This is a genomic window from Thalassoglobus sp., from assembly GCF_048270125.1.
Taxonomy (GTDB): Bacteria; Planctomycetota; Planctomycetia; order Planctomycetales; family Planctomycetaceae; genus Thalassoglobus.
The window spans coordinates 94607-106235 of record NZ_JBLWTN010000009.1; the positions used below are offsets into that span (position 1 = coordinate 94607).

Below are 11629 nucleotides of genomic sequence, written 5' to 3' on the forward strand. Positions count from 1 at the left end.
TTATTCTCGCAGCGATTGAAGTTGTCTCAATTCCTTGGGAAGCGGGAATGTGACATTCTCTTCACGAGTGGTGATTTCCTCAATCGTGGCCCCATACTCCTCTTGCAGGTGATTCAGGCAGTCTTGCACCACAACTTCAGGAGCGCTCGCTCCAGCGGTGATCATGACTGTGTCAACGGTTTCAAACCATTCTGGCTGAAGTTCGTCTTTTCCATCGATCAGATACGCCTGTTTCCCTTCTGCGAGGCCAATCTCCATGAGCCGCTTGCTGTTCGAGCTGTTCTGGCTGCCGAGAACGAGCAGCAGGTCAGCCTGCTGAATCAGTTGTTTGACTGCATGTTGGCGATTCGTGGTGGCGTAGCAGATATCTTCCTTAGGAGGTGATTCAATGTTTGGGTAACGCTGCTTGAGGCGTTCAATCACCTGGTTTGCTTCCTCAACACTCAACGTGGTTTGAGTCAGGTAGACGAGCGAATCGTCCTGGGAAAATGAAAGCTGATCCACATCGTCTGGGGTCTCGACAAGGGTGATACTTTCAGGCGCTTCGCCCATCGTACCGATGACTTCATCATGTCCATCGTGACCGATGAGAATGATATTGTAATTCGCTTTGGCGTACTTGATCGCTTCCAGGTGAACTTTGGTGACCAGTGGACAGGTGGCGTCAATGGTCCGCAGGTCGCGCTGTCTCGCTTCAGCCCGAATTTCGGGAGAGACACCATGGGCGCTGTAAAGCAGAATGGAACCTGCCGGGACTTCGCTCAGGTGGTTGACAAACTTCACACCCTGGCTGGAGAATTTCTCGACGACGTAGCGATTATGCACGATCTCGTGGTAAACAAAGATGTTTGTACCAAATTCTCGAATACATTCTTCCAGGCATTCGATGGCCATATTGACACCGGCACAGAATCCACGAGGATTAGCGAGGAGCACCTTCATTGTTCTTTGACTCAAGTAGAATGGTTGCGAAACACTTTGGATGAAAGCGGATCGCTTGTTGTCTGTTGATCATCACTTTGGATGATCTTCCAACCGAAGTTTACTCGTCTTGTTCACTTTGAATCCAGTGTTGATTGGAATCTCGGTTGAAACCATCCAAACTCTCTGCTCCCGGTTGTGGTTTGAGTTAGATCGGCTACAACTGATGTGACCTGTCAATCTGTGAGGAATTTAATATGAAAACATCGCTTTCGCTCTTAACAGTCGCCATCTTCATTTCGAACCAGCCATTTGTGCTTGCTGCCGATTCAGCCTGCAAAAAGTCCGACTCTGAAGAGGGCTTTGTGTCATTGTTTGACGGAAAGACCCTCGATGGGTGGGTTGGAGCAAAGGAAACATACAAAGTCGAAGATGGAATGATCGTTTCGCTCGCTGATAAGAGTGGAAATATGGTCACCGAGAAGGAATACAGTGATTTCATCATTCGATTTGAATTCTTGCTGACACCTGCTTCAAACAACGGGATCGGTCTCCGTATGCCCGTGAAGGCTCACGCTGCCACAGAAGGGATGGAGATCCAACTTTTGGATGAAGACGATGCCAGATACCGGAAGTTGAAGCCCTATCAGTTTCATGGCTCGGTTTATGGGGTGATTCCCGCAAAGAAAGGGCATTTGAAGCCGCTCGGCGAATGGAACACTCAAGAGATTCGATGCATCGGTCCGCAAGTGACAGTCATCCTGAACGGAGAGACGATTGTTGATGGCAACGTCGTTGAAGCGGTCAAAGATGGTGCGATGGATGAGCGTGAACATCCGGGGGTCCTGAGAACTGCCGGACATATCGGTTTGTTAGGGCACAAGTCAGTTGTGAAAATACGCAACTTGCGCGTCAAGGAGATCGTTTCGGACACCGCATCGAACTGAATTCAACTCGATCAACTGGCAAGATCTTGAAATTGATTCTGAAGCTTGTCGCTGACGTCTCGTACATTACGAATGTCGTCAACAATTAGGTTCTGGATTGGTTTTTGAGGTTTGCTGAGTGAAGTCAGTAAAAAAGTGCACCAGATTTTTCTATTTCGGATGAACAATGCGTCGACTCTGCATCTCCTTTGTATTAGTGACTCTCGGATTCCAGGTTCACGGGCATTCTTTCGCCGCCGATCATAAAGATCGCTCATTGCTGGTTGAGGGTGTCACGGAGATCGCGGTGCCGGGGGTCGTTGGCTCATTGAGTGTGTACGGTCCCGATGCATTTGTGATCGCAACTGGCGAAACAAAAAGTGGTCAGCCTGCGGCTCTTGCCGCAGCTGCAACTTTGGGAAAAGGGCGCCTTGTCGCTCTCGGTCACAACGGGTATTTCTCGCGTAAGAATGCACAGGTTGGACAAACCGGAAAGTTCGTTTCCAACTTGATGTTGTGGTGCGCTGGATTGAATGATTCACAATCAAGGCAGTTGCAAGTCGGTGTTCTAGGCAATCGGGATCTTGTCAATAGCCTGAAAGAATCTGGACTCAAGACGAAAGAACTTACGGGAAACTGGTCTTCGAACCTTCGAGGACTCAATCTCATCATCTGCGATCCTCGTTCCCTGACCAAACAAGAGGCCACGAAGCTGATTGAGTTCACCAAGGCCGGGAATGGGCTGCTGCTCGGAGCTGCGGGCTGGGTCTGGGAAGGATACAACGCGAAACAGGGTGAAGCTCTTGTCAACGATTTCCCCGGTAACATCATCGGTTCGCAAGCTGGTCTCGTTTGGGATTCGCCCACCCTCAACTCTCCGGCGAATAAGCGGATTGCAATCACTAAAACGCTTCCTGAAAGTACTCACGCTGCCGGTGCATTGCAGTCACTTGAAGAGAATCCGCAAAGTGCAGATACAAAACTCGCAGTCGAAACAATCTCGCGAACATTGCAATCGATTTGTGGTGACGACGAACTCTTTCTCCCACAACTTCAGAAAATGCTGGAGCAGAAGCTGGGGGAAGTCGTCATTCCAGGACGACGGAATGAAGTGAAAAACTCGCAGCCGCTCGCCCGACTTCAGGTCGCACTCAACACACGACTGGCCCTTGGGCAGCCAATCGAGAAGCTGACAGCAAGTCCTTTAGCGGAAGAGTTTCCGAAGCAACCCGCCAAACGGATCAAGCCGACCGACAAAACAGTCTCGATCAATACACAAGTTCCGCGATGGCACAGTACTGGCCTTTTTGCAAAGGCTGGCGATGTGGTCTCGATTACCGTTCCGGCTGCTGCGATCAAGGCCGGATTGGGAATTCAGGTTGGTTGTCATAAAGATAAACTGTGGCACAAAGCCGAGTGGAGTCGTGCACCTGAAATCACTCGGGAATTTGCCATAACAAAGACCGAAACTAAAGTCGGTAATGCTTTTGGCGGGCTGATTTATGTTGTCGTTCCTAACGATTGCAAGCTGGGTGAAATTGATGTGGAAATCTCTGGAGCGGTCTCCTCTCCGTTGTTTATTCTTGGCGAGACATCAATTGCTGACTGGAGGAAGATCCGCTCACTCCCCGGCCCGTGGGCAGAACTTGCCAGCGATCGATTCATTCTCACTGTCCCGAGTGAAGCGATTCGAGAACTGAATCGACCCGATCAGCTGATGGGCTTTTGGAACCAGGTTCTCGATACCTGCGCCGATCTGGCGATGATCTCTCCCGAACGAAAATACCCTGAACGATTTGTGACCGATGTTCAGATTTCTGCCGGCTACATGCATGCTGGGTATCCGATTATGGCTCCTCTCAATCTGGCGTTGGAAACAACCGATTTGCAAACGCTGCAGGAAAAAGGGAACTGGGGAGTCTTTCATGAAATCGGACACAATCATCAACAGCCGGAATGGACTTGGGATGGCTTAGGCGAAGTGACCGTCAATCTGTTCTCGATGTACGTTTTCGACACGCTCGTTCCAGGAGCCACTCAACATGGACAGGTCCAGCCCGCTAATATCGCTAAGATGCGGCGCGAGTTTGAACAGACTGGAAAACTGGAAGGCCCCTGGCCAAGGCTTGTTCCATATATTGAACTGAAACAAAATTTTGGATGGCAACCATTCAAGAAAGTCTTCGCAGAGTATCAGGAGATTCCGCGAAACAAAAAACCGAAAACGCTTCAGGAAAAGAAAGACCTGTGGTTGGTCATGTTCTCACGTGCAGTCGGGAAAGATCTCAGCGACTTCTACGACGGTTGGAACTTTGGAGCTTCTGATCAAGCTAAACAGGCAGTCAGCGACCTTCCCAAATGGTCGCCTTCGCGATAACTAGAGCATCATTCGAATTGTTGTTCAGGTTCTACTTCGTGGTGAATAGTAATTTTATTGATGAAACGCGTTCTTCGCGGGCACACGGTAGGGCAAACTGCTCTGAGTGACCTGCATGCACTTCAGTCTTGCTCTCGCCACCTCTGAGGAGATCAGTGAAGCGGCCTTGCGTTCATTTTCTCTCCTCCAGTCCTCTTCTACACGCAGTCCCATCATTCATCGGATGTCTCTCTACCAGAAGTCTGGTTCATCACGTTGGGTGAGGTGGCTGGTGGATGATCACGCATCGCCTTGAGTGCTTGGCTACCAATTTCTGGTGAAAAAAAACGCCGCAGTTGAGCTTTGCGATTTTAATGAATTGAAATCTGTGTTGATTCACACAGATTTTCTTAAGTCACTCAGCTTCTCCTGAATTGGCACGGTCGTTGCGGAATCCTGATCTCAAGAAGCGAGGGACCTCGCTGTTTGTATTCCAATTTTCAAATGGAGGAAACGACTATGAAACCTTTAATTTATTCACTCTCTCTAGCACTCATCGCGGGAGGCGTCGGCGTCGGACAGAATGCAGCCTACTCACAGGTAGAACCTGTGCCAGCTGAAGCTCGTGACCAAGCGAATGACGCGGCTGAGGATGTTAGAGAGCAAGCTCGCGACGTGAAAGAAGATGTACGCGAGGAAACTCGTGATGCACGCGAAGAAGCTCGAGAAGCTGTCGACAATCCAGCAGAAGACGTTCGTGAAGCGACGCGACGCGCGAAAGAAGATGCTCGCGAGTCAGCACGTGATGTGAAAGAAGATGTTCGCGAAAATCGCCGAGACATCAAACAGAATGCGAGCGAAAATCTCGACACAATTCCGGCTGCACCCGCAACCAACGGAGAGGCACAACCGGGAACACCCAAGATTGAAGAACGCGTTCGTGAGACACAGAACGAACTTGAGGAAGCTGCCCCTGAAGTCAATCGCCGTATGCAAAAGAATCGTCAAGGCGACATCAACGCACGAGGCGATATTAACGCAAATGGTAACGTGAATCAGTTGGGGATCTCGCTTGATGAGTCTGCGTCAACGGGTATTGTTGTTGGACGCGTAACACCGAACAGCCCGGCGGCCCGCTTTGGACTTCGCCGTGGAGACCGAATCGTCCGGTTTAATAACCAACAGTATGTGAACCGTGCGGAGTTTCGTGATTCACTGAGAAACTGGACAGCAAATGGTCCAGTTCCAATCGTATATATCCGGGACGGACGCCAATATTCGCAGACAATGCCGCTCACTGTCTGGAGTCAGGAATCGACTCAATCTTATGGTCAACAAGTTCCACAAACATACGCCAATGATACAAGTCCGGAACCGCAACCTTATACAGCTGCCCGTCCGATCTATGATGATGCAAATCAGTATTCCGGACAGTATTCAGAAGGTGCGATTCAACCTTGTGCATGTGATGTGGTCCAACCTGTGATCATTGACCCATGTGATTTTGGATATCACAACTCCTACGGATATGATGGCTACGACCGCCGTGCAGCTCGTCAATACCGACGAATGATGCGTAGAGGGTACTAAGAGCATCTTTCGAATTGATGTTCAGATTCTGCCTCGTGGCGAACAGCATTTTCATTAGAGAAACGCGTTCTTCACGGGGGTACGGTAGAGCAAACTGCTCTATTCGTTTAGTCACTGAGCAGACAGCAATTTGCGAAGGAGCGAGTCTGTGTGGCATCAGAAATGAGGGCTTGATTCGCAGAATGTGAATCCAGTCATCGGAAAGAGCGATTGCCTCCCGTAGCAATCGCTCTTTTTTTCTGTTTTGAGCTCATCGGAAAACTTCACTGCTTTCGGATACGACAGGTGGTTTTACAGGAGTCGAATTGCTTTCTGCTGCGAGCATCATTTCAAGGACGCTCCAAAACTATTGGTTCGATCATCTTTTGTTGAGTCAGAAAATCTTCGATCCTGAGAATGCCAGCGTTGTAGAGATCGAGATCGAAAATTAAGTATCCGTGAATCCCCTCTCGATGAGAGACCAATTCGCACTGATTCCCCTTTTCTTTCATCAATCGATGAAACTCAGCTGCCCCGGCATAGGGTGTCACGGTGTCGCCGGTTCCGTGAAACAGAATGGTGGGTGGCATTTTCCTTTTGAGTTCTTTGATCGAGTGAACTGGCGAGAGTTCCTGCCAGCGTTCGCCGATTTTCGCCTTTCCGTAGCCCTGTTCTGAAGTGTCGATCACGGGATATAGCAACACCAAAGCGTTCGCTCGTGAAGAGGTCTTCTCTTCAGGTTCATTTTTGTCGGACGTGTCGGGGATTAAGGTGTCGAACATTGATGTGCTCAACGCAAGATGTCCCCCCGCAGATGCACCTGCGACAACAATTCGATTCGGGTCAATCCCGAGCGTATCTGCGTTTTTACGGAGATATCTCACTGCATCGCGAGCATCTTCAACACAATCAAAAACTGTGGTCCCCTGCTTTTTGTTCATGAAGCGATATTCCAGGCTGATCGCAAGCATCCCTCGCTGTGCAAAGTGGTCCGCCATCGGATAGAACCAGCGTGGGCTTCCTCCAGTCCAGCCCTCTCCATGAATCACCAGGAAGACCGGTCGCTGATCACTCTTTTTCAACCCCTCCGGCTCTAAGATGTGCAGTCGCAACTCGCGATCTTCGACAGTCTTGTAAGTCTCAAATCGACCCGGTTCCAGCTTCGCAGCGATCGCATTGAGCGGACGTTCACGCTGAGCAAATGCAGAGTGAGAAATCGATGCGGCAAAATAAATCGCCACGATGTACGTGATTGACTTCATCGTTAAGCAAACACTTCCATTGAAAAGCTTCGCAGCACATTTGAGCTGTACTGCGAAGCGATCTTGAAAATCATCAACCCTGAATGACAGTCTTATCGCAGCCATTGGCGACAGTTTGGCCTGTGGTCTCGTCTTCAGGGTTTCTTTGAAACGAAATTAATGGCCGGAAGCTTCGGCGCCCCACGGTTCGATCTGTTTCAGGTTTTTCGACTTCAGAGCTGCGTAGCAGTCTGGAAGGTCGAACTCTGAGAGAACGTTTGGAAGCAGTGTCGAGAGTGGCCATTCGTAGTGTTCGGTTTCAGCGAGGTCCGTATACGAGGTTAATGCGTGCTTGAGTGTAACCTGATTGACCTGATCGGAGAGGACGGCTGCAAAGGTTGCAGGGAGTCCCCCCCAGCCATTGCCGACGATGTGGACTTCTGTGTGACCAAAACTTTTCATCCAATCAAGAACCCGCAGGACATCGAGCGTTTTCTGGCCGACATACGGACGATCCAGCATGATGCTGTGAATGGAGTAGAAGTAGTCGTTCCCGTAGCTGCTGTGGAATGAATTCGGGCTACAGGTGGCCGGCAAGGATTCACCGATTCCGCGAACGTCACAAGTGAAGAACGGGACATCAGGTTCCGCTTTGACTATTTCCTGGATCAACTCTTCATTACGAAGCTCAGCGTCGCTGGAGAGATGGGAGACGTACAGCGTTGCCCGTTTGCCCCCTTGTGGCGGACGCGATGAGAGCCGTTCATCCAGCAAGCGGTAGACGATGGCCTGAATGCCGGGTTCGGTGTTCACAGCGTATGCCGTTGCAGATTTCTTCGGATATCCGCGTGAGCCGATCGCACGATAAATCTGGAAGTCAGGCGTGTTCTTGGGCTGCTTCGGCAACTTCAAGACATCTCGGACAGCCACTTGTAAAGCATCCCCTGAGAGCGATTTTCGCTTCGCTGCTAGTTCCTGAGAGGTGTCACGCGTGAAGTCGAAGATAGTACGTGTGCCTTCGAGAGTGGAAACTTGTCCCTTTGGCGTACACCAGAGAGTTTCATCTTTTTCAAGCGTGATCTCCGGTTCCGCCGTGAAGGCCAAATCGGCAGCTGTTCGTAACACGCCATCAAACTTCGCCTGGTCGCCTGGTTTGTCAGGGGTCATTCCGGTCGCGCGGTTGAACCAGCTGTACATTGCCTCCCGGTTTTCCTGCGAGTACCCATGTGGCGTGGGACCGTAGAACAGGGCCAGATTGTCTTCAGCTCCCAATAATTTGTAGAGGTGCTTCAAACGCGAGTAGGCTTCCTCAGATCCACGAACATCGAAGAAGTCTTGCTCCTTGGCCAGGATAATGGCCGGTTTGGGAGCCATCGCTGCGATGAAGTCACAATGGTCTAACCCGAGAGCGAGTGCCTTTGGCGGGCACTGTTCGGTATCTGCGGGGAGTTCGTTTTCCATGTTTCGGAGGAACGTTGTCACGAAGCAGCTCGGAGCCGTCATTGACCAGCGGTCTTCCACACCGGACAACCAAGTCGTCATGGTTCCTCCGCCGGAATTCCCTGTCACACCGACTTGAGTCTTGTCGATATCGTCACGCGTCAGCAGGTAATCAAGAGCACGAATTCCGTCCCAGGCTCGCCATGAGCCGAGGAATTCGCCGACAAGAAATTGCTGGTTGCCTGCGTGCAGGTGTTCTTGAACACCAACTCCGATTTTCGATTTCAATTTCTCGTTCGGATACTGGAGTCGTTCCCCTTGTCCGATCGGATCGTAAATCAGGCAAATGTATCCGAGTTTCGCGAGTCCCTGGGCGAATGATTGATACGACCCGGCAGCCTTTCCGTTCGAGGAATGCCCGCATGTCCCTACAACTCCAGGAAACGGTCCCGATTTGTTCGTGGGAACATAGATGTTTGCCGTCACAGGAAATCCGGGGCGGCTCTCGAAGATAATGTTCTCGATACGATAGCCGTCTCGTTCGACGGTACTTGTGATTCGTGGGTTGAGCGGGGTTCGTTCCGGTTCTGAGCCAAAGGATTCACGAATTCTTTCCTGAGTTTCCTTGACGTGACGCTCGGCATCTTCTTTTGTTTTGAGTTTGGCGATCCGCTGTTTGCTGACTTGACCCGCCATGCGAACCTGCCGGACGAAATGCTCATGGACCATCCGCGGGTAGCGATTCAGGGGAGTGTATTCTTTTTGAGCAACAGCGACCGACGGTGCGGACCAGAACGCCATCGGACCGGCAGCTGCAATGGTCGCCAGGCTGGTGAGGGCGTCGCGACGGGTGAAATCGGTGGGGATTGAAGGTGAGGGAGTTTGCTGTGAGTGGGACATAAGGACTTTCTTCAAGTAGAGAATAATTAGAGTTGGTCCTGAAACCTGATATTGCTCTCTCAAACGTTGAGGCAGTCGGCTATTCCAGAGGTTTTCGGACTGGTTCTACTCAGCAACGTAAATACTCAGATTGTATGCCGACTTCGGAGGCACATTTTCAAAGTATCAACGTGTGGAACAAAATAACAATGATAGATGGATCGTAACCTCTTCGGTCGGGAGAAGTACAGCCTCACAATTTGCCGCTTGGCGATTCAAGGCCACTCGCTCATTGAGGTTCGGAGAGAGTGTTTCCTCACTCGATGCTTTAAGCGGAATTCCACGGGACGTCGCCATGTCGGGAGGGCGGAGCCAGACTGGATCAGCAATGATCGAATGCTCCTTATGGAAAGTCGGGTGGAGATAAGGGAAGATTTTTTTGGAATGAATTTAACAAGGCAGTGGAACACTCGACAGCGACGCCAAATGTCGTGATGATGCGACTTCATCACCAAAAAGGTGCTGTTGAATTGAAATAATTGTCGTTGCAGGAGCGAAGTGTGCGCTGGTCTCAAACGTTAATCCCGACCATGAAAGAAGTTCCCTCGGATGCGGAAGTTCCGAGTCACCAACTCATGCTCCGGGCCGGGCTGATTCGTCAACTTATGGCGGGGGCTTACACCTATTTGCCGCTCGGATACCGCTCCATTCGGAAGGCTTCCGACATTATCCGTCAGGAAATGGACAAAGCTGGCGCGGTCGAACTCTTCATGCCGGCACTACAGCCGATTGAACTGTTCGAACGAACAGGTCGTAAAGAAGCGTTCGGAAACGTCCTGATCAACTTCCCGATCCGACGTCGTGACAACGAACTGCACATGGCGCTCGGGCCGACTCACGAAGAAGTTGTGACTGACCTCATGTCCAAATTGATCAACAGCTATCGGCAACTTCCGATCACTGTTTATCAAATTCAAACGAAATTCCGGAACGAAGAGCGTCCACGATTCGGCGTTTTGCGGACGAGCGAATTTCTCATGAAAGACGCTTACAGCTTCGGGACCAGCATCGAGCAACTCGATGAATCGTACCAGAAAATGTACGACGCTTATTGCCGGATCTACTCTCGCTGTGGATTGGAATACATTCCTGTTGAAGCCGAAAGCGGTCCCATCGGGGGCGATGCGTCTCATGAGTTTATGATTCCTGCAAAGAACGGTGAAGACAGCATCGTCCGTTGCGAGTCTTGCGGTTATGCCGCCAATCTGGAACGTGCTGATACAGGTCGCAAACAGCCAGAACTGGCTGGGAAGTCTTCAGCAACGGAAGTCGCAACTGTCGAGACGCCCGGTTTGGGCAGCATCGAAGCGGTTGCTGAATTCCTGAAGATTGAAACCAGTCAAATGATCAAGACGTTGATCTTCCTCGCTGACGAAAAACCTGTGGGAGTTTTGCTTCGTGGGGATCATGAGGCGAACGAAGGTAAAATTCGTCGTGCTTTGAACGTCACCGCGCTCGAAATGGCCGACGAAGAGACCATCAAGAATGTGACGGGAGCTGCAGTCGGATTTGCTGGCCCGACCTCATTAAAGTGTTCGTTCATTGTCGATCACGATGTGGCAGCAATCGTGGATGGAGTGACCGGAGCGAACGAAGTTGACAAGCACTTGACTGGTGTCAATCCGGGTCGCGATTTTGAAGTACAGGAAACGTTCGATCTGCGAGATGCAGAAAATGGCGATCCCTGTCCTCGCTGCGATGGAACACTCAGCTTTGTCCACGGAATCGAAGTCGGACACGTCTTCAAACTGGGGACGAAATACAGTACCGCACTCGAGGCAGAGTATCTGGACGAGAAAGAAAAACGACATCCGTTGATCATGGGTTGTTACGGCATCGGCGTGAACCGCATCATCGCTGGTCTTGCTGAAACGTGTCATGACGAAAACGGCCTCATCTGGCCGATGACGGTCGCTCCTTACGAGGTTGAGCTGATTCCGCTGAACGTCAAGGATGACGACGTGATGAAACACGCAAACCGCATCTATGATGAATTGCTCGCAGCCGGTGTTGACGTTTTGATGGATGACCGCGAAGCGAGACCGGGCTTCAAGTTTAAGGATGCCGACCTCGTTGGGATTCCACTGAGAGTCGTCGTTGGCGGCAAGGGACTCAAGGATGGCATCGCGGAAGTGAAATGGCGAAAAGGTGGCGACGCTGAGCGAATTGCGCTGGCTGATGTCACGAACCATGTTGCGGAACTGGTTCGAGAAGAGAAAAACCGATTGTAAGCTCGT

At 50.8% G+C, this 11629-nt stretch carries 7 protein-coding genes; 4 read left to right on the forward strand and 3 right to left on the reverse strand.

Annotated elements, in window-relative coordinates; all coding sequences use genetic code 11:
- A complete protein-coding gene (gene ispH / locus ACN0YR_RS12815; protein WP_417849629.1) occupies nucleotides 1-942 on the reverse strand; it encodes a 4-hydroxy-3-methylbut-2-enyl diphosphate reductase in 942 nt (313 codons plus the stop codon).
- 236 nt (nucleotides 943-1178) lie between these two features.
- Between ispH and ACN0YR_RS12820 the strand changes: the two genes are divergently transcribed.
- The 3 genes from ACN0YR_RS12820 (at nucleotide 1179) to ACN0YR_RS12830 (ending at nucleotide 5793) form a co-directional block, all read left to right on the forward strand.
- Nucleotides 1179-1868: a 3-keto-disaccharide hydrolase gene (locus ACN0YR_RS12820; RefSeq protein WP_417849630.1), complete on the forward strand. Its 690-nt coding sequence runs from the start codon at nucleotides 1179-1181 to the stop codon at nucleotides 1866-1868.
- 166 nt (nucleotides 1869-2034) lie between these two features.
- Nucleotides 2035-4224, forward strand: coding sequence for a M60 family metallopeptidase (locus ACN0YR_RS12825; protein ID WP_417849631.1), 2190 nt, complete (start codon nucleotides 2035-2037; stop codon nucleotides 4222-4224).
- 498 nt (nucleotides 4225-4722) lie between these two features.
- Nucleotides 4723-5793, forward strand: coding sequence for a PDZ domain-containing protein (locus tag ACN0YR_RS12830; protein WP_417849632.1), 1071 nt, complete (start codon nucleotides 4723-4725; stop codon nucleotides 5791-5793).
- Nucleotides 5794-6122: 329 nt separating this feature from the next.
- Here ACN0YR_RS12830 and ACN0YR_RS12835 read toward each other — a convergent pair whose 3' ends face one another.
- Nucleotides 6123-7034 (reverse strand): alpha/beta hydrolase, encoded by a 912-nt coding sequence (locus ACN0YR_RS12835; RefSeq protein ID WP_417849633.1) that lies wholly within the window; start codon nucleotides 7032-7034, stop codon nucleotides 6123-6125.
- 156 nt (nucleotides 7035-7190) lie between these two features.
- The gene (locus tag ACN0YR_RS12840; RefSeq protein ID WP_417849634.1) at nucleotides 7191-9353 is read right to left on the reverse strand and encodes an alpha/beta hydrolase family protein; all 2163 of its coding nucleotides are present in this window, start codon (nucleotides 9351-9353) and stop codon (nucleotides 7191-7193) included.
- Between the two features lie 539 nt (nucleotides 9354-9892).
- Between ACN0YR_RS12840 and ACN0YR_RS12845 the strand changes: the two genes are divergently transcribed.
- Complete coding sequence (locus ACN0YR_RS12845) at nucleotides 9893-11623, forward strand: proline--tRNA ligase (protein ID WP_417849635.1); 1731 nt, start codon at nucleotides 9893-9895, stop codon at nucleotides 11621-11623.
- The last annotated feature ends 6 nt before the right edge of the window (nucleotides 11624-11629 follow it).

Bases quoted from the DNA above. Each gene is read 5' to 3' on its own strand.
- ispH (WP_417849629.1), bottom strand. From the start codon at position 942: ATGAAGGTGCTCCTCGCTAATCCTCGTGGATTCTGTGCCGGTGTCAAT.
- ACN0YR_RS12820 (WP_417849630.1), top strand. From the start codon at position 1,179: ATGAAAACATCGCTTTCGCTCTTAACAGTCGCCATCTTCATTTCGAAC.
- ACN0YR_RS12825 (WP_417849631.1), top strand. From the start codon at position 2,035: ATGCGTCGACTCTGCATCTCCTTTGTATTAGTGACTCTCGGATTCCAG.
- ACN0YR_RS12830 (WP_417849632.1), top strand. From the start codon at position 4,723: ATGAAACCTTTAATTTATTCACTCTCTCTAGCACTCATCGCGGGAGGC.
- ACN0YR_RS12835 (WP_417849633.1), bottom strand. From the start codon at position 7,034: ATGAAGTCAATCACGTACATCGTGGCGATTTATTTTGCCGCATCGATT.
- ACN0YR_RS12840 (WP_417849634.1), bottom strand. From the start codon at position 9,353: ATGTCCCACTCACAGCAAACTCCCTCACCTTCAATCCCCACCGATTTC.